Source organism: Rhabdothermincola salaria, from assembly GCF_021246445.1.
GTDB classification, from domain to species: domain Bacteria; phylum Actinomycetota; class Acidimicrobiia; order Acidimicrobiales; family Acidimicrobilacustridaceae; genus Rhabdothermincola_A; species Rhabdothermincola_A salaria.
The window spans coordinates 376,107-393,735 of record NZ_JAJQXW010000002.1; the positions used below are offsets into that span (position 1 = coordinate 376,107).

Annotated in this window: 19 protein-coding genes; 11 read left to right on the top strand and 8 right to left on the bottom strand. The window is 72.9% G+C overall.

The window, feature by feature from the left end; genetic code table 11:
• Window positions 1-9: 9 nt before the first annotated feature.
• Window positions 10-2,382 (bottom strand): CaiB/BaiF CoA-transferase family protein, encoded by a 2,373-nt coding sequence (locus LUW87_RS11010; RefSeq protein ID WP_232671225.1) that lies wholly within the window; start codon window positions 2,380-2,382, stop codon window positions 10-12.
• A 71-nt stretch (window positions 2,383-2,453) separates the two neighbouring features.
• Here LUW87_RS11010 and LUW87_RS11015 point away from each other — a divergent pair, with 71 nt between their 5' ends.
• The gene (locus tag LUW87_RS11015) at window positions 2,454-3,215 is read left to right on the top strand and encodes an IclR family transcriptional regulator domain-containing protein (protein ID WP_232671226.1); all 762 of its coding nucleotides are present in this window, start codon (window positions 2,454-2,456) and stop codon (window positions 3,213-3,215) included.
• A 79-nt stretch (window positions 3,216-3,294) separates the two neighbouring features.
• Here LUW87_RS11015 and LUW87_RS11020 read toward each other — a convergent pair whose 3' ends face one another.
• Entirely contained in the window at window positions 3,295-3,597 is a 303-nt protein-coding gene (locus LUW87_RS11020; protein WP_232671227.1) for a Dabb family protein, read from the bottom strand.
• Between the two features lie 211 nt (window positions 3,598-3,808).
• On the opposite strand from LUW87_RS11020, the gene LUW87_RS11025 reads away from it, so the two are divergent.
• Window positions 3,809-4,195 (top strand): hypothetical protein, encoded by a 387-nt coding sequence (locus LUW87_RS11025; protein ID WP_232671228.1) that lies wholly within the window; start codon window positions 3,809-3,811, stop codon window positions 4,193-4,195.
• 232 nt (window positions 4,196-4,427) lie between these two features.
• Entirely contained in the window at window positions 4,428-4,835 is a 408-nt protein-coding gene (locus LUW87_RS11030; RefSeq protein ID WP_232671229.1) for a nuclear transport factor 2 family protein, read from the top strand.
• A gap of 12 nt (window positions 4,836-4,847) precedes the next feature.
• Here LUW87_RS11030 and LUW87_RS11035 read toward each other — a convergent pair whose 3' ends face one another.
• The 3 genes from LUW87_RS11035 to LUW87_RS11045 all read right to left on the bottom strand — a co-directional run bounded on the left by LUW87_RS11035 (window position 4,848) and on the right by LUW87_RS11045 (window position 7,793).
• Window positions 4,848-6,014, bottom strand: a complete 1,167-nt coding sequence (locus LUW87_RS11035; protein WP_232671230.1) for an epoxide hydrolase family protein — start codon at window positions 6,012-6,014, stop codon at window positions 4,848-4,850.
• 90 nt (window positions 6,015-6,104) lie between these two features.
• Complete coding sequence (locus LUW87_RS11040) at window positions 6,105-6,824, bottom strand: SDR family NAD(P)-dependent oxidoreductase (protein WP_232671231.1); 720 nt, start codon at window positions 6,822-6,824, stop codon at window positions 6,105-6,107.
• A 99-nt stretch (window positions 6,825-6,923) separates the two neighbouring features.
• Window positions 6,924-7,793, bottom strand: a complete 870-nt coding sequence (locus tag LUW87_RS11045; RefSeq protein WP_232671232.1) for an amidohydrolase family protein — start codon at window positions 7,791-7,793, stop codon at window positions 6,924-6,926.
• A 272-nt stretch (window positions 7,794-8,065) separates the two neighbouring features.
• Here LUW87_RS11045 and LUW87_RS11050 point away from each other — a divergent pair, with 272 nt between their 5' ends.
• The 4 genes from LUW87_RS11050 (at window position 8,066) to LUW87_RS19265 (ending at window position 12,124) form a co-directional block, all read left to right on the top strand.
• Window positions 8,066-8,962 (top strand): hypothetical protein, encoded by an 897-nt coding sequence (locus LUW87_RS11050; protein ID WP_232671233.1) that lies wholly within the window; start codon window positions 8,066-8,068, stop codon window positions 8,960-8,962.
• A gap of 71 nt (window positions 8,963-9,033) precedes the next feature.
• Window positions 9,034-9,507 (top strand): hypothetical protein, encoded by a 474-nt coding sequence (locus tag LUW87_RS11055; protein WP_232671234.1) that lies wholly within the window; start codon window positions 9,034-9,036, stop codon window positions 9,505-9,507.
• 80 nt (window positions 9,508-9,587) lie between these two features.
• Window positions 9,588-10,364: an alpha/beta fold hydrolase gene (locus LUW87_RS11060; protein ID WP_232671235.1), complete on the top strand. Its 777-nt coding sequence runs from the start codon at window positions 9,588-9,590 to the stop codon at window positions 10,362-10,364.
• Entirely contained in the window at window positions 10,361-12,124 is a 1,764-nt protein-coding gene (locus tag LUW87_RS19265; protein ID WP_232671236.1) for a diguanylate cyclase domain-containing protein, read from the top strand. Before LUW87_RS11060 ends, LUW87_RS19265 begins: the two co-directional genes overlap by 4 nt.
• Window positions 12,125-12,187: 63 nt before the next feature.
• Here LUW87_RS19265 and LUW87_RS11070 read toward each other — a convergent pair whose 3' ends face one another.
• Window positions 12,188-12,913 (bottom strand): TIGR03086 family metal-binding protein, encoded by a 726-nt coding sequence (locus LUW87_RS11070; RefSeq protein WP_232671237.1) that lies wholly within the window; start codon window positions 12,911-12,913, stop codon window positions 12,188-12,190.
• 63 nt (window positions 12,914-12,976) lie between these two features.
• On the opposite strand from LUW87_RS11070, the gene LUW87_RS11075 reads away from it, so the two are divergent.
• Both LUW87_RS11075 and LUW87_RS11080 read left to right on the top strand, forming a co-directional pair.
• Entirely contained in the window at window positions 12,977-13,927 is a 951-nt protein-coding gene (locus LUW87_RS11075; protein ID WP_232671238.1) for a helix-turn-helix transcriptional regulator, read from the top strand.
• A 95-nt stretch (window positions 13,928-14,022) separates the two neighbouring features.
• Window positions 14,023-14,328, top strand: a complete 306-nt coding sequence (locus LUW87_RS11080) for a hypothetical protein (RefSeq protein ID WP_232671239.1) — start codon at window positions 14,023-14,025, stop codon at window positions 14,326-14,328.
• A gap of 12 nt (window positions 14,329-14,340) precedes the next feature.
• Here the strand turns inward: LUW87_RS11080 and LUW87_RS11085 are convergent, their stop codons facing one another.
• Window positions 14,341-14,844 carry a nuclear transport factor 2 family protein gene (locus tag LUW87_RS11085; RefSeq protein ID WP_232671240.1) on the bottom strand — a complete coding sequence of 168 codons (504 nt, stop codon included), beginning with the start codon at window positions 14,842-14,844 and terminating at the stop codon, window positions 14,341-14,343.
• 132 nt (window positions 14,845-14,976) lie between these two features.
• On the opposite strand from LUW87_RS11085, the gene LUW87_RS11090 reads away from it, so the two are divergent.
• Together LUW87_RS11090 and LUW87_RS11095 are read left to right on the top strand one after the other, a co-directional pair.
• A complete protein-coding gene (locus LUW87_RS11090; protein WP_232671241.1) occupies window positions 14,977-15,195 on the top strand; it encodes a hypothetical protein in 219 nt (72 codons plus the stop codon).
• A 216-nt stretch (window positions 15,196-15,411) separates the two neighbouring features.
• Window positions 15,412-16,527, top strand: a complete 1,116-nt coding sequence (locus LUW87_RS11095; protein WP_232671242.1) for a DUF1214 domain-containing protein — start codon at window positions 15,412-15,414, stop codon at window positions 16,525-16,527.
• Window positions 16,528-16,566: 39 nt separating this feature from the next.
• On the opposite strand, the gene LUW87_RS11100 is transcribed toward LUW87_RS11095, so the two are convergent.
• Window positions 16,567-17,559: a YihY/virulence factor BrkB family protein gene (locus tag LUW87_RS11100; RefSeq protein WP_232671243.1), complete on the bottom strand. Its 993-nt coding sequence runs from the start codon at window positions 17,557-17,559 to the stop codon at window positions 16,567-16,569.
• Window positions 17,560-17,629 lie beyond the last annotated feature (70 nt).

Genomic DNA, 17,629 nt, shown 5'->3' on the forward strand with positions numbered 1-17,629 from the left:
TCCTGAGGGCTAGGCCCCTTGGGGCCAGGTGCCGATGACGCCCTGTTCCTCCAGGGCGGCCAGCTCGGCGGGGTCGTGTCCGAGCCAGCCACCGAGGATCTCGGTGTTGTGCTGGCCCAGGGTCGGTGCGGGGCGACGGATCCAGTGGTCGACGCTGGCGAAGCGGAAGGGCAGCCCCGGGGTGGCCTGGGTGCCCACCACCGGGTGGTCGACCGGCTCGAAGTAGCCCCGGGCCTGCATCTGCTCCTGTTCGGAGGAGCGGCGGCTGTCGGTGAGGGGGGCGGCGGGCACGCCGGCGGCCACGAGGGCGCCGAGCGCCTCGGCCACCGACCGCTCCCCCGCCCAGGCGGCCACGATGTCGTCGAGGCGGTCGTGGTGGCGGCGTCGACCGGCCAGGGTGGCGAGCTCGGGGTCGTCGGCCAGCTCGGGCCGGCCGAGGACCTCGGCCAGGTGGCGGAACTGCTCGTCGGTGGCGCACGACAGCGCCAGCCACTGCTCGGTGCCGGCACAGGCGTAGAGGTTCTGCGGGGCGGCCGCCGGGCTGCGGTTGCCCTCGCGTCCCACCAGGCGCTGGTAGGCGGTCCACTCGATCACGGGTTCGGCGGCGACGTTGAGGGCGGCCTCGAACATCGGGGCCTCGACCAGGCAGCCCTGACCGGTGCGCTCGCGCCGCTCCAGCGCCACGAGGGCGGCGAACACGGCGTGCAGGCCGCCGTTGGGGTCGCACGGACCCCGTTGGATGCGGGGCTGGTCTTCGGGGTGGCCCGTCATCCAGGCCAGTCCCGTGATCTGCTCCATGGTCTGGGCGAAGCCGGGCCGGTCGCGCCACGGACCGTCGAGGCCGAAGGCGGGCATCCGCACCATGACCGCCCGGGGGTTGGCGTCGTGGATGACCGGCCAGTCGAGCCCGAAGTTCTCGATCACCCGGGGGGTGTAGTTCTCGATGACGATGTCGGCCTCGGCGGCCAGCTCGAGCGCCAGGGCCTTGCCCTCGGGCCGGTCGAGGTCGAGGGTGACGTCGTACTTGTTGGTGTTGGCCTGCAGGAAGAAGGCGCTGTACTCCCACCACTGGTCACGGCCGAAGAAGGCTCCGCCGGCGGTGCGCATGCCGTCGATGCGGCGGGTGGACTCGACGTGGACCACCTCGGCGCCCATGGCGGCGAACACGGCGGCGCCCGACGGGCCGGCCCACCAGGCGGTGAGGTCGAGGACCTTGAGCCCCTCGAGCGGCAGCGGCGGCGGGCCGTCGGGGGCCTGCGGACGGTCGCGGCGCCGAGGGGCGGGGGCGGCCGTGTGCTCGCCCACCGCCGGGGCCGGCCGAGGGGTCGGGGCCGGCTCGCCGTCGAAGCGGTAGGGCCGCCTCGGCATGGTGAAGTCGCCGTCGGGGGCGGTGAGGAACACCCCGCGCTCGCGGGGGTGGTCGAGCTCGAGCAGCGAGCGACCGTCGGAGACGGGGGCGACGGGGATGCGTAGGGCGGCGGCCCGTTCGACCAGCTCGGCGGTGGGGTGCTGCACGGTGAACTCGCGCACCATCTGGTTCCACTCGTCGGCCCGGGCCACTCGCACGGCGAGGGAGGCGAACTCGGCGTCGTCGAGCAGGTCGGGCCGCTCGATGAGGATGCAGAACGACTCCCACTGGTCGCGGGTGTTGGTGTTGACGCCGATCCAGCCGTCGCTGGTGGGCTCGATCGACGGGATCTCGACGGTGCGGGCCGGCACCTCGGGGTCGATGGGGGGCCGCCCGGCGAGGCCGGCGAAGAGGTCGGCGAAGTTGCCCCCGGTGACGTTGGCCACCTCGCACAGGGCCAGGTCGACGAGCTCGCCGTGCCCGGTGCGGCGGGCCCGACCGACGGCGGCCAACGAGGCCACCCCGGCGTAGGCGCCCGCCACCCACTCGACGACCCGCCCGCCCATCTGGAAGGGGGGCAGCTCTCTGGTGCCCCGGAGGGCGAGGGCTCCGCTGTCGGACTGCACGGTGAACTCGGTGGCCGGTCGATCGGCGTAGGGGCCGGCGAGGCCGTAGGGCGACAGGGCCACCACGACCGTGCCGGGGCACCGCGCGGCCAGCTCGGCCGGGTCGCCGGCCGGCCCGTGGGCACCGGTGATCACCAGGTCGGCCGCCGCGCACAGGTCGCTCAGCGACGCCTCGCCGGCCTCGGCGACGACGGAGCGCTGGCCGTGGCGCAGGTAGCGGAAGAGGGCACCGTCGGCCTCGGTGGGCTCGCCCGACCACTGCCACCGCCGCCAGGGGTCGCCGCCGGGGGGCTCGACACGGGTGACGACGGCTCCGGCGTCGGTGAAGAGCTTGGCGCAGTAGGCGCCGGCCAGGTCGTCGGAGACGTCGACGACGACGACATCGTGCAGCTCAGCGTGATCCCCCATCACCGGCGACCCTAGCACCGCCTCGGTCCACCATGCGGACCGAGGTCGTCCGGTGTGCCACCATGGCCGGCGTGAAGAGCGTGCGCACCGCGTTGCGGGTCTTCGAGACCGTCGCCGCCCACCAACCGGTGGGCCTGAGCGAGCTCTCCCGCACGCTCGACGTCCCCAAGGCCTCGGTGCAGCGGGCCCTGCGCACCCTCTCCGACGCCGGGTGGCTCCGCCACGACGTCACCCGTCCCGGGCTCTGGGTGGTCACCGCCCGGTTCTCCGTGCTGGCCGACGCCGACCCGGCCGTCATCACCGCCCGCGAAGCGGCCCGACCCCGGCTCGACGACCTACGTCGACGCCTCGATGCCCCGACCGGGCTGTTCGTGCTCGACGGCGACCGCATGGTCATCCTGGCCGGCCCCGAGGATCCCGAGACGCTCCGGGCCCTCGACGAGACCCTCGGCCCCCTGCCCGTCCACCTCAGCGCCGCCGGCCGGGCCATCCTCGCCCGCCTGCCCACCGAGACCCGCGACGAGATCATGGCCCGGGTCCTCCCTACCGGGGCCGACCCCGATCTGGCGGCGCGGGTCCACGACGGGATGGCACGGGTGACCGCCGACGGCTACGCGGTCGCGGCCGGCGAGTACCAGGCGGACCTGACCGTCGTGGCCGCCCCCGTCGTCGACGCCGCCGGCCTCCCCGTCGCCGCCGTCGCGGCCATGGCCGAGCGGCTGCTCGACGACGACGAGACGGCGACCTTCGGTGCCGCGGTGGTGGATGCAGCGGCGGCGGTCACCCGGGTGCTGGACTCGATGCCCCTCGGCGCTCCCGCCACGACGGCCTGAGCGCGTCGCCGGCGAACGGCGGCTCTCCCCGCGCCCGACCACCAGCACAGCAGGCCGACGCGCGGGAGGGAGCGCCGCCTCAGGGCTCGACGTGGTGCTGCACGGCGGTGCGGGCGGCCAGCACCGGCGCGATGAGCTCGGCGATGACCTGCTGGTGCTCGGGGTGGTCGCGGTAGCGCTCCCACCCGGCCTGGTCGTCGGTGTCGGCCACCACGGCGATGGTGGCGTTGCCCGGGCTCACCCCGGCGTCGACGCCCACCACGTAGGTGCGCAGCTCGGGGATGGCCGACGGCAGCCGGCGCAGGGCGGCGACGATCTCGTCGGCCCGGCCCGGTGGGGCGTCGTCGGCGAGGGTGAGCAGCACGATGTGACGAAACGCCATCGGTGTCCTCCGGGTCGTGGGCGCCCCGGGCGAGGCGCCGCGTCAGCACCACTGTGGCGCCTGCCGAGGCGTGCGGCCGACCGTCACGGCCCCATCGGTCTCCGGGTTGTGCACGAGGGGGCTTCGGGGAGTAGGAAGGTGGCTGCCGCCGGGGGGTGGCTCGAGAGTGCCGGGCACCGAGGTGCCCCGGGAGAGCGAGGGTCCCCCGCCGGTGCCGGAACCCCAGAACCGTTCGCCGCCGAGCGCCGGAGCGTGCACCGAGATGATGACCGACACCGCCCTGTTGGGCGTCGTCCTGACCCCCCGCCAGATCTGGGAGCTGCTGGACCTGGTCCGCGACGAGCCCGGGGACGCCGACGAGGACGTGCTCGACGCCGTCGCCGCCAAGTTGCAGAACCCCCGGCAGTTCACCCGGGCCAGCGCCTCGAAGTACCAGGGCCGCCTCCTCGTGCTCAGCACGGAGGAGCACGAGGCCCTCCTCGCCCTGGTGCTCGACGACGTCACTCCGCCGACCGAGGTCATCGAGGCGGTCGGCGAGCGCCTGGAGGGGCTGGTGCCGGACCGGCGTCGAGGGCCGAAGCGCGACAACGAATCCTGATCGCCGCGGGGCCCGCTGCCAAGGGGCCCCGGGCGCCGACAGTAGGGACCTCCGTCCCTGGTCCCCCTCCACCGGGTCGGGCACCATGAGCAGTGCAGAAGACAGGAGGACCCCGGTGAGTGAACCACCCGCTCCGAGGACGATCCCTCGGACGACATGACGCTCCTGCACCTGCGAGAGACCTGAGCCCCGATTCCGATCGGGGCTCTCGTCGTTGTGCCACCGTGGCGCCATGACCACCGAGCTCGACCCCCACCGCCGACGCAACCTCGATGCCGTCCTCGGCGCCTTCGCCGGGATCGCCGCCGGCGACGCCGACCGCCAGCTGGCGCACTACACCGACGACCTCGTCATCGACCTGCCCTACTCGTCGCCCCCCAAGCGCCTCGAGGGGCGCGAGGCGGCTCGGGCCTTCCTCTCCGGAGCCCTCCAGGTCTTCGAGCTGCACCTCACCGTCGACGAGGTGCACCCCGGTCTCGATCCCGACGAGATGGTGCTGGAGTTCTCCGGCACCGGCACCCACCGCGAGACCGGGGCGCCCTACACCAACCGCTACGTCGGCATCTTCGCCTTCCGCGACGGCCGTATCCGCTTCCAGCGCGAGTACTACGACACCAGCGCCATCCCCGGGCGCACCTGATCCCGTCCGCGGTCAGCTCGTGGGCAACGACCGGTGGAAGGCCCGGAGGTCGGTCACGAAGCCCTCGGGCCGCTCGAAGGCGGCGAAGTGGCCGCCCCGTTCGGCCTCGGCCCAGTAGACGAGGTCGTAGGCCTTCTCGGCCCACGCTCTCGGCGTCTGCAGCAGCTCGTACGGGTAGACGGTGTGACCGCTCGGCACCTCGACCCGCTGTCCGACGGGGTCGGTGGGAGAGCTGCCCCCACGAGCCGACTCGGCGTAGAGGCGGGCCGCCGAACCGGCGGTGTTGGTGACCCAGTAGGCCATGAGGTTGTCGAGCAGGCGGTCCCAGCCGTAGGTGGCGGACAGCCCGCCCTCGTCGAGGTCGCTCCAGGCGTTGAACTTCTCGAGGATCCACGCGGCCAACCCCACCGGGGAGTCGGTGAGCCCGTAGGCCAGGGTCTGGGGGCGGGTCGACTGGATCGCCATGTAGCCGGTGCCGTCGGCGATGCGAGCACCGGCGGTGGCGAAGCGTTCCTGGTCGGCCTCGGTGACGCCCTCCATGGGGTCGGGGTCGTCAGCACCGGGGAAGGCGAACATCATGTTGACGTGCAGTCCGATCAGGCGGTCGGGGTGGTCGACGCCGAGCCAGCGGGTGACGACCGCGCCCCAATCGCCCCCCTGGGCCACGAAGCGCTCGTAGCCGAGCTGGGACATCACCTCGGCGAGGATGGATGCGACCCGCCGGGAGTCGACCCCCTGGGTGCGGGTGGGACCGGAGAAGCCGTAGCCGGGCATCGACGGCACCACCACGTGGAAGGCGTCGGCGGCGTCCCCCCCATGGGCCTCGGGATCGCTCAGCGGTCCGAGCAGGTCGAGGAACTCCACGAAGGAGCCGGGCCAGCCGTGGGTGAGCAGCAGGGGCGTGGCGTCGTCGTGAGGCGAGCGCACGTGCAGGAAGTGGACCTGCTCGCCCTGGGCCTCGGTGAGGAAGTGGGGCCAGGCGTTCATCGCCGCCTCACGCGCCCGCCAGTCGTAGCGGTGACGCCAGTGGTCGACCGCGGTCTGCACCTCGGTGACCGGGATGCCGAACGACCACGGCTCACCGGGGGCCTGATCGGGCCAGCGCGCGTTGTCGAGTCGGCGGTGCAGGTCCTCGAGGACCTCGTCGGGGACGGCGATGGTGAAGGGCTGCGGGGTCATGGTCACACTCTGGCCCAGCGAGCTCTGGCGCGCTCGGGGGTGGCAGCCGAGCCGGGAGGCGACCCGCTCGGGGACGCCCACCGTCGAGGTCTACATGGCGGCCCGGCCGGCGGTGATGCCTCCGTCGACGTAGATGATCTGGCCGTTCACGTAGCGGGCCTGGTCGCCGCAGAGGAAGGCCACCACGTCGGCGATGTCGCCCGGCGCGCCGACCCGTCCGAGGGGCACGCCCTGGGCCCGTTCGGAGGCCCGGTCGCCCTGGTAGTTGGCCGCCGTGCCGTCGCTCACCACGAGGCCGGGGCCGACGGCGTTGGCCCGGATGCCGGATGGGCCGAGCTCGAGCGCCATGGTGCGGGTGAGCGACTCCACGGCCGACTTGGTGGCCGGGTACATGCCCAGGCCCGGTGAGTGCGTCCAGGCCGCGCCGGAGGACAGGTTCACGATGCTGCCGCCCCCACCGGCCTTCATGAGGGGGGCGAACGCCTGGGTGCACCAGACCACGCCGAGGACGTTGACGTCGATGACGGCCCGGGCGTCGTCCTCGGACATGTCGAGGATCGAGTGGAACCGCCAGATGCCGGCGTTGTTGACCAGGGCGGCGCAGCTCGGGAGCCGGGAGGCGACGGCGTGCACCGCGTCGCGGTCGGTGACGTCGCAACGATGCGCCTGGCCATCGACGGCCTCGGCCGTCTCCCGGGCCCGGTCGAGGTCGAGGTCGAGGACGACGACCTCGTGGCCGTCGGCCGCCAGGCGCACCGCGGTGGCCTGCCCCAGTCCCTGTCCTGCTCCGGTCACGACGGCGATGCCCATGTGGCTCCACTCCCTCCGGGCCCCGTTGGCCCCCGCCGATCGTGCCAGACCGGCGGGCGCCGACCGGTCCGGGCGGGCGGCACCCGGCCGGCCCGGGTGTCAGGCCACGTCGTCGAGCTTGAAGACCCGCTTGGCGTTCTCGCGGAGGAACAAGGGCCACACCTCGTCCTTCAGCGGCACGTCGCGCATCTCGGTGAAGATCCTCTCGAGGCTCAGCCCGGCGGGGTAGTAGCCGGCGTACATGATCTTGTCGCGGCCCCGGCTGTTGGCGTACTTGATGATCGCCTCCGGGTAGTACTTGGGGGCGAAGGCGGACGGCATGTAGTAGAGCCCCGGCCACTTGAGCATGAGCTTGACGGCCAGCTCCTCCCACGGCTCGGCGCCGTGGCGCATCACGATGCGCAGCTCGGGGAAGTCGTAGCAGACCTGGTCGAAGTGCATGACGTGCTGGCACTCCGCCGGGAAGCGCGGACCGGGGATGCCCGCGTTGGCGATGATGGGGATGTCGAGGTCGATGCAGGTCTGGTAGATCGGGTAGTACCGGCGATCGCTCACCGGGACCTGCGGGTTGCAGCCGGCTGGGAAGGTGGTGACGGCCTTGATGCCGTGGTCGGCGTGGGCCTGGCGGATCTTGCGGACGCACCCGGTGATGTCGTTGGGGTCGACCTCCATGCCGAAGTAGACGCGGTTCGGGTGGCGCCTCTTGGCCTCGATGGCATTGTCGGACAACCCGAACAGGCCGGCGGCCACGCCCCACTTGTCCATCTCGCCGATGGTGACCTCGATCGGATCGGTGTCGTCGTCCGCCTCGTCGGGCACGTCCTTGAACATGTAGCCGGCGGGCATCTCGAGGTCGTCGGAGCCCCCGTCCTTGATGCCGGGCTTCAGGTACTCGTACACCGCCTTCTTGTCCTTGAAGGGGAAACCGATCATCAAGTCGATGGCACCGACGCCGTCGGGATAGGCCATGGGAGCTCCTCCGTGCCCGGGCTGCGATCGTGGTGCCGCACGGTCGTGCGGGTCGGGCCGGGGACGCCCGGCGAGGTCCCCGACGAGGCGATCCTAGGCGGGCGTTACTGGACATGGTCAAGGAACTCGGGGGGCCTCCGCAGCCGGGCCGCCCCCGGGGTCGTGCGTTCGGGGCCCATCTCACGACGCAGGGGTCCAACGGCCCTCCCCGACCCGGCCGGTGGAACAGGACACTGGACTCGGAAGCCACCGATGCCGGAGGTGGTGGCACCGTGACCACCCTCCCACCACGGACACGACGCACCGAGCCCGCCGCCGCGGCCAGCCGCGTGGCCCGGCGAGCAGCGGACGCCGGCCTCGGCGGTCCCGCCCCTCCACCCGAGCGCCATCGGGTCCGTCGCGGCCTGCTGGTGGCGGCAGCCGCGGTGGCCGTCGTGCTGGGAGGCGGGATCGCCTACGTGTTCTGGCCCCGGCCGGCCACCCCGATCACCGAGGAGGATGCCCTGGCCCAGTACCGGGCCGAGATCGGGGATCCCTCCGCCGCCGCGGTCACGGGCGAGATCCCCGCCGGGGTCTACCGCTACGCGGCGAGCGGAGAAGAGGCGGTCAGCATCGGTGGGGTGCCGGTCCCGTCCCGCACCGTCCCGGAGCTGGTGACCCTCGTCGTGCAGCCCGAGGGCGACTGCACGCGGCTGACCCTGAACCTCATGTCCGAGCACACCGAATCCAGCACCTACTGCCGAGACGACCAGGGCGGTCTGGTCCTGACCGCCCAGTCGAAGTTCCAGCAGGTCGCCGGCTTCACGACCCGGGGCGCCACCGAGTGCACCGAGGGGAGCCTGGGTCGCCCCGGGGACGGCCCTCGGGCTGTGCAGTGCGCCCTGCGCCTCGAGGTGGCCGGGACCACCCTGGCCGTGGATCTCATCGGCACGGCCCGCTGGGGGGCGCCCGAGACCCTCGGGGTGGCGGGCGAGGCTCGCACCGCCGAGCGGCTGGTGCTCGACCTGACCGCCAGCGGAGATCTGGCCGGGCACTGGACGGAGCGCCAGTGGCTGGACCGGGAGCTGGGGGTCCCCCTGCGGATCGAGCGCGACATCGAGCTCGACGGTCCCGGGCGCTTCGCCGAGACCACGACCCTCGACCTCCTCGACCTCACGCCCAGCCGCTGAGGGAGTGGGGCATCGCCACCTCACCATCCCGCCGGCGCCCGACCCTCGGCCGGCGCTGGCAGGCTGGGGCCATGCCCACCACCGACCACGTCGTGCTCGACCTGACCGACCTCGACGCCGTCGGCGTGCTCACCGACGTGATCGTCGACCTGCGCGGCCACGTCATGGAGCGCGACGTCGCCGCCGTGGCCACCGTCGCCGCGCCCGAGGGATGGCACCGGTTCACCCTCACGGCCATGCCCGGCGGGCACCTCGTGCTGGGCGTGCGCTTCGCCGAGCTCACCAAGAGCCGCACCAACAACGTCGCCGAGGCCCTCGACCGGCGCGGGTGGCAGCTCGACGAGGACGGCGGCGGCGCCACCCATCGTCACCCTCCGGGCACCGATGCCATGACGATCGCGTTCGAGGCCCTGACCCTCATCGGTGCCGCCGGGGCTCCTCGCACGCAGCGCCGCGTCACCGCCGTGGGGGCCGACGAGGAACCGCTTCCCTTCACCCTCCCCGAGCCGACCGACGACGAGGACGAGCCCGAGCCCGGCCCCTGAGGCCGCGGCATACTGGCCGGGCGCTCGTTCTCGAGCGCCCGGGGGAACGGAGGACCATGGGACTGGCCGACGCACACGCCGTGACCCGCCGAGGTGAAGGGCCCACGACCGTGGTGATGGCCCACGGGCTCGGCGGCGACCAGTCCCACTGGGCGGCGGTGGCCGAGCACCTCGCCGACCGCCACCAGGTCATCACCTTCGACATCGCCGGCTCGGGGCGCAGCGACCCAGCCTTGTTCTCCCCCGTCCGCCACGCCAGCATCGTCGGCTTCGCCGACGACCTCGCCCAGCTGTGCGCCGAGCTCGAGCTGCGCAACGCCTTCTACGTGGGCCACTCCATGTCCGGCATGGCGGGCGCGTTGGCCTCGGCCGCCGACCCGGGGCTCTTCGACCGGATGGTCCTCCTCGGCGCCAGCGCGCGCTATGTCGACGACCCGACCACTGGCTACGTCGGCGGCTTCACCCAGGAGGCGATCGAACAGCTCCTGGGGGCCATCGCCAGCGACTTCACCCTCTGGTCGGCGGGCTTCGCCTCCCACGTCATGGCCCAACCGGACCGGCCCGACCTGGGCACCGAGTTCGCTCGGTCCTTGGCCCGCTACCAACCCGACGTGGCGCTCACCGTCTTCCGCGCCGCCTTCCTCAGCGACTTCCGGGCCGAGATGAGCCTTCTGTCCACCCCGACGCTGGTGCTCAACGGCGTCGCCGATCCGGCCGTCCCCACCAAGGCCGCCCGATGGTTGGCCGATGCGGTCGCCGACGGCCACTTCGCCGAGATCGACGTGGAGGGTCACTTCCCCCACGTGGTCGACCCCGCTTCCGTGATCGCACCGATCGACGTCTTCCTCGGACCGTGAGCTTCGCCGACGACGGGAGCCTGGTGGCCGCCCTCGATCGAGCGCGAGACGACTTCGGGGCGAGCGCCGCGCTCGTCGTCGAGTCCGTGCATCGCGCCACCCCAGCCGTGCTGGCCTCCGCGCCCGCCTCCCTGCTCGGGCCCGGGGCGCCGTGGCCGGTGCAACCGACCGCGTTCACCCGGACGTCGGGGCCCGCCGTCGAGCGCGACCCGGTGCGCCTCGCCACCCTGGTGCCGACAAGCGTCCGCCTCGCGCTCGGCGGGCCGCCGGTCGCCGTCCACCACACCCACCTCGCGCCGGCCCGCGCCGAGCTGGTGATCCTGTGGACCGACCTCCCCGCGCGCCCGGACGCGGACGCCGCCCTTGAGGGGCTCGACACTGCCATGCTGGCCCGACGGACGGCTCAGTGCCGTCTGCGCCTGGCGGCCGAGGCCGACGCTGTCCGCCTCCGTGCCGTGCTCACGACCCTCGACGACGCGCTCGTCATGATCGACGACGCCGGCGACCGCGGCTGGCTCAACGCAGCGGCCGCCGACCTGCTCGACCTCCACTCCGGCGACGTGGCCGCCGCCGCCCTGGCCGAGGCCATCGGCCGGCTCCGCCGCCGGTCTCGCGACCCCGAAGCCCTCGAGCGCAGGGCCAACGAGCACCTCGCCAATCCCTCGGCGAGCATCGAGGACTGGCTCTGGGAGTTCGACGACCCACCCACCCACCTCCGCGTGAGCACGACCCCTCTGCAGGGGGCCGGCCTGTCAGGGCGGATCTGGGTCTTCGACGACATCTCCACCGAGCGGCGTCTGCTCGACCAGGAGAAGCAGGCCCGTCGCGACGCCGAGGACGCCTCCGCCGCACTGGCCACCTCCGAAGAACGCCTGCGCGAGGCCCAGGCCCTGCTCAGGACCACCTTCGACGCGCTCATGGACCCCTGCGTCCTACTCGTGGCCGAACGACGCGACGGCCAGGTGGTCGACTTCCGCTGCGTCGAAGCCAACCGGGCCGCTGCCGAGGACCAGGGCCTCGGCCCGGGTGACCTGGTCGGCAGTCGCCTCGGGGACCACTTCCCCGGCGCGGACCTCTCCACGCTCATCGAGTCCTGGACCGATGTCGTCGACGGTGGGCCAGCCCTCGTCCTCGACGACCTGGTCAGCCCTCCGGGCGTCCTCCACCAGAGCCGGCGCTACGACGTCCGCTCGGCCAAGGCAGGCGACGGCGTGGTGGTGACCTGGCGGGACGTGACCGAGCGCAGCATGGCCTCCGAGGCCCTCGACCGCCGGGCCCGTACCGACGAGCTCACCGGGCTGGCGAACCGGGCCGAGGTCATCGACCACCTCTCCACCCGACTGGCGGCGACCGACCGTTCGGGCGAGCTGGCCGCGCTCTTCTGCGACATCGACCACTTCAAGGACATCAACGACACTTGGGGTCACGCGACCGGCGACGAGGTGCTGCGCTCCATCGCCCGCCAGGCCCCGTCGGTCATCCGCAGCGGCGATGTCTTCGGGCGCATGGGAGGCGACGAGTTCCTGGCCGTGCTCGACGGGGTCGCCGACCTCGACCACGCCGTCCAGATCGCCGAACGGCTGCGCCGCCGGATCCGAGAGCCACTGGAGCTGAGCACCGGAACCCTCCTGGTGGGGCTGAGCGTCGGGGTCGTGCTGGCCCGGCCCGGCGAGACGTTGGACGACCTGCTGGCGCGATCCGACCACGCCATGTACCGGGCCAAGCGCGCCGGACGCAACCGGGTCTTCCCCATCGACTGATCGACATCAGGTGATCGACGTCCGGCCCGCCGACGGGCGGTCGCCGGGCCCACGCGGTGCTGCTCACGACGCCGGCCACTGCGGCGGGCGGCCGTTGTAGGCCACCAGCCGATCGATGGCGGGGGCGTCGACGGCAACCGGCGCGGCGGCGAGAAAGGGATCGGGCCACCCGTCCGCCTCGGCCGGCATCGCGGCCCGAGCCGCCTCGAACATCTCATGGCGACCCTGGTTGGGCAGCTCGGCGCGGATGGCCGCCTCGCCGGCGGCGACGGCGAGCGGGTCCCAGTCCACCTCTTGATCGATGGCCCGGGCCAGGTCCCAGGTGTGCACAGTGACCTCACAGGTGTAGATGCCCAGCGCCTCGCGACCGGACATGGGCCGCCACGGCACCTGCACCGAACGATCGAGCACGTCGTCGGTCCACACCCCCTGCACCGCGTGCGCGGCCGCGACCCACGCCTCGGCCCACCCGTCGTCGGCCACGTCGGTGACCTGGTCGGGGACCTCAAAAGGACTCCCGCCGCCGCCGATCACGGCCACCCGGCGCAGCACGGCCGTGAGGTGCGCGAGCAGCTCACGGACGTCGAAGGCGTCGCACGGGGTGGGTCGGTCGAGGTGGTCGGGTTCGACGGCCCCGATCACCTGGCGGGCGGTCCCCACCGCCCGGGCGAAGGCCATGCGCGGGTCGTCGTCGCCGAAGGGCGCCGCCGTCGGCCCGGCGCCGGGCTCGGCCGCGGTGGCAGGGGTGTCGGTGTCGGTGTCGGTGTCGGTGTCGGTGTCGGTGTCCATGGCGACCATCTTCCCGGAGAGAACCGGCCAGTGTGTGGCCGGTTCACTCGCGACAATGGTCCCGTGCGCGCCGATCGTCTGCTCTCCGTCCTGCTGTTGCTCCAAGCCCGCGGCACGGTGACCGCCGCCGAGGTCGCCGAGGAGATGGAGGTCTCCGAGCGCACGGCCCGTCGGGACCTCGAGGCGCTGGCCATGGCCGGCGTGCCGGTCTACAGCCAGCGGGGCCGCAACGGTGGCTGGCGACTGGTGGGCGGCGCCCGCACCGATCTCACCGGCCTCACCGCCGACGAGGCCCGAGCGCTCTTCCTCGTGGCCGGTCCCGCCTCGGCCGCCACCCCGCAGGTGAAGGCGGCCCTGCGCAAGCTCGTCCAGGCCCTGCCGGAGCCCTTCCGCCCGGCGGCGGAGGCCGCATCGGCGGCGGTGGTGGTCGACCCGATGGGATGGGGCCACACGCGCCCGGCCGGGGAGCACCCGCCGCCCCACCTCGACTCCCTCCAGAAGGCCGTCGTCCACGGCGAGCAGGTGGACCTCGGCTACGTGGCCCGATCGGGGGACGCCACGACGAGGCGAGTCCACCCGCTGGGGCTCGCCGCCAAGCGCGGGGTCTGGTACCTCGTCGCCGACACCGAGGCGGGTTCGCGCACCTTCCGCGTCGATCGGGTCACGTCGGTGGACCCCACCGGCGAGCCGGTCGTGCGCCCCGACGACTTCGACCTCGACGCAGCCTGGGCGTCGGTCACCGCCGAGGTGGTCGCCCGCTGGTCCTCGGTGACGGCCCGGGGCCTGGCCGACCCCGAGCGGCTCGAGATCATGCGCATGGTGCTCGGTGCTCGTCTGCGCATCGGTCCGACGACATCCGATGGACGTGTCCAGGTGGAGGTGGAGGGCGGCCACCCCTATGGCATGGCGGCCGAGCTGGCCGGCTGGGGCGCCACCCTCGAGATCGTCGAGCCGGCCGAGATGCGCGACCACCTCGCCCGCATCGGTGCCGAGCTGGTGGCCGCCTACGGCTGAGGCGCACCGCCCAGGACGGCGCCGGCCGCCCCCCGTTGGGTCTCGACCACGGTCTCCCTACGGTGAGTCGTTCACCGATGCGAAGGAGACCGCACATGCTCACGTGCACGCCCGCCGCCGCCGCCAGCCTCGAAGAGGTCCGCAAGCAGAACCTCTACCCCGACGAGCTGGGCGTTCGGATCTTCCCCGCCCAGTCGCCGGAAGGCGAGGTGGGACTCGGCATCGACTTCGCCCAGCCGGCCGAGGGCGACCGCGTCACCGAGCAGCACGGCACCACCCTCATCGTCGACCCCGAGCTCGACGACCAGCTCTCGGAGCTCACCCTCGACGTCGTGCCCGACCCGTCGGGCAACGGGAACGCGTCGCCACAGCTGGTGCTGCGCCCCCGCGACGAGGCCTGATCTCCGCTGCGGTCAGAGGGCGTCGAGGGCGATGACCGGGAGGTCGAAGACCACCTGTTCGTTCTCGGGGCCCTCGACCGCGGTGCGCGAGTACGACGCGTAGCGACGGCGGGCGAACCACCAACGACCGTCGGCGTCGCGCTCGAAGACGTCGTGGTACACGCCGAAGGCGTTGGTGCGCCGGCCGCCCTCGACGTCTTGGCGCAGCTCCTGCATGTACATCCGCCCGGCGGCGTGGCCGTCGTCGACGCGCACGTCGATCACGGTGTTCAGGATCACGAACTCGAAGAACGAGAAGCGCTGCAGCTCGGTGCCGATGAAGTCGCCGATCGCCGCTGGTCCCTCGTGACGCATGGTGCGGTCGCCGAGGTCGAGGTCGAGCGTGCACGTCGGACGCATGATCTGGTGCAGCTCGGGCCACTCGCGACGGGTCACGATGTCGGCGTAGCGGTTCTGCAACCGTCGCAGCGCCACGTACTCCACCGTCTCGGCCAGGCGGCTCTCGTCCATCCCCATGCATCCCCCTCGTCGACCCGCGGTTGCGGCTGATGGCGACCGTACCGGGTCGGCGACGTCCGCCGCCGGGACGATCCGGGTAGGGACGTCCCACGCCCCGCCGCACCTGCGGCCCGATCCCTGGAGGACGACATGGCGAACGAACCCACCCCCGGCACCGACACCCCGACCGGCACCGACCCCGACGCCAAGTACCGCGAGCCCGGCTACCAGGACAAGTCCATCGGCCAGGCCGGCAAGCAGGACCAAGAGCTCGCCGAGGACCTCCTCGAGCAGACCGGCGGCGACGAGAGCGAGGCCGCCGAACGCTTCGCCGACGAGTCCGCCGGGGCGCCCGCCCGCCACGAGTGACCCCGCCGGGGCCTCCTCGGGCACCGGTGCACACCGATCACGACGGCCGCCTCCGGCGGCCGTCGTCGCGTCCGGGGACGGGTGCGGCGCGCCCAGCGAGCGACAGGCGGAGCACGAGCGGAACGACGACGGACCGACTTCCTCACCGCTCGTCCTGCGTGCAGAGACGGAGCCCATCCGCGAGGATGCACGCTCCGACGTCCATGGGGGGATGAGATGAGCGAGCTCCGGTCGCGCGCTGCGTTCGACGAGTTGTTGGCCTCACTGCGCGAGGCAGCCGACGACTGGGTGGTGCCCGGACCGGGCATGAGCGACGACGACGTGGCCGAGGGCTTCCGCAACCTCACCCACATCCTCCAGAGCGCTCTGTACTCCCACCAGGAGTTCGACCCGGACCGACCGGTCTTCCACCGCATCGTGTCGCCCACCCGCTCGTTCACCGGCGACAACAGCGACGCCGTGTACTACGAGACCCCGGTGGCGCCGGGTCGCACCTACATCGTCAGAGGCAACCTGGCCGGCGCCGTCTACACCTCGTTCACCATGGAGGCCGGGGCCGCCGACGGCGCCTACGCCACCCACAACTCCGGGGTGCTCAACGACACCCAGATCGACATCGACCCCGACGGCAACTACGAGATCCGGCTGGGCGGTGAGCCCGCCGAGCGCAACTGGATGGACATCGGAGCCAACGGCGGCCGCATCACGACCCGCCACTACTTCGAGTGGCCCCACTCGGCGTCGGCCTCCCAGACCCTCCACGTGCCGTTGAGCATCGAGGTCCTCGACCCGCCCCCTCCCCCTCCCCGGTGGGGCGACGAGCGCGTCGCTCGAGCCATCCAGCGGGTCACCAACCACGTGCGGGGCAAGACCGTCGACCAACCGCCCCGCGACCCCGACGCCGGGCCGCCGGCACCGTTCGTGTCCATCACCCCCAACGAGATCCCGAAGCCGGTCGTGCCCGGCGACATGGCCTTCGCCGCCGTCGACGCGGCCTACTCGATGTTCCCGTACCTGATCGGCCCCGACGAGGCCCTGGTCATCACCGGGCGCTGGCCCGAGTGCCGCTTCGCCAACGTGTGCCTGTGGAACCGGTGGTCGCAGATGTACGACTACGTCAACCGGCAGGTGAGCCGGAACCGGGCCAACACCACCCTCGAGGCCGACGGCAGCTTCCGCCTGGTCCTGGCCCACGAGGATCCGGGCCTGCCCAACTGGATCGACACCGAAGGGCGGCCCCTGGGCACGGTGTTCTTCCGGTTCTTCCTCCCCGAGGGCGACATCGAGACCCCCGTGGCCGAGGTCGTGAAGTTCGCCGACCTGAAGGCCTGACCCCGTCCACTCGGATCGGGCTCGTTCAGGCCGCCCCGTTCAGGCCGGATCCTCGGCGTCCGCCGCAGCCGCGACCTCTGCGGGGGCCTCACCGTCGGTGAGGCGTCGCACGGCCAGGATGGCGTTGACCTCGCCGCCGAGCAGCACGCCGACGGACAACAGGTAGAACCACATGAGGGCGATGAGGCCGCCCCCGAGGAGCCCGAACACCTGGTTGGCCTCGCCCGCCAGGCCCAGGTACACCCGGAAGCCCACGGACACGAGGATCCACGACGCAGCCGCGACCAGGGCGCCGGGCACGTCCCAGCGCCAGGGCGTCGAGTGGTTCGGGGCGATGTGGAAGACCGTGGCCGCCCACGCGACGACGAGCACCACCATCGTGGGCCAGCGCACCCAGTCCCAGAAGGTGGCGAAGCCGTCGCCGAGGCCCAACCAGTCCGCCACCGCCTGGCCGGTGCCGAGGAGCGGACCGATCACCAACATGGCCAACAGCGCGGCCCCGATCACGACCGAACCGAGCGCCAGGCCGACGGCGACGAGGCGCAGGCGGACCCACGAGCGATGCTCGGGCAGGTCGTAGGCGATGTCGAGGGCCCGCACCAGGGCGGCGAAGCCACGGGAGGCCGCCCACAGGGCGAGGACCACGCTGATGGTGAGCACACCGGGGCTCGACGTCTCGAACAGGGCGTCGACCGCGTCCACGGTGCCGCTGGCCTGGTCGCTAAGGACGTCGCTGAGCGCGGTCACCACCTGCTGTTGCGCCCGGTCGGCGACATCGCCGCCCGTCACCGCGTCGAGCACCCCCAGCACCGACGTGAGCGCCAGCAGCGCAGGGAAGAGGCTCAACATCCCGAAGAAGGCCACCTCGGCGGCCAGGCCCCCGACGCGGTCCTCCCGCCACTCGCGAGCCAGCTCCTGGCCGAAGGCCCAGGTCCTCGGCGCCGACCGACGGGCCCGGTCCTGCACTCCACGGGCCCGGTGCTGCGCCCGTCGGGCGCGGTCGGCCGCCCGATGCCAGGCCTGGCCGATCACGAGGCCGGCGCCACCCGCGGATCGAGGCGGCCCGGACCCGGGAGGGTGGTCGTCGAGGAGCGGTGCACCA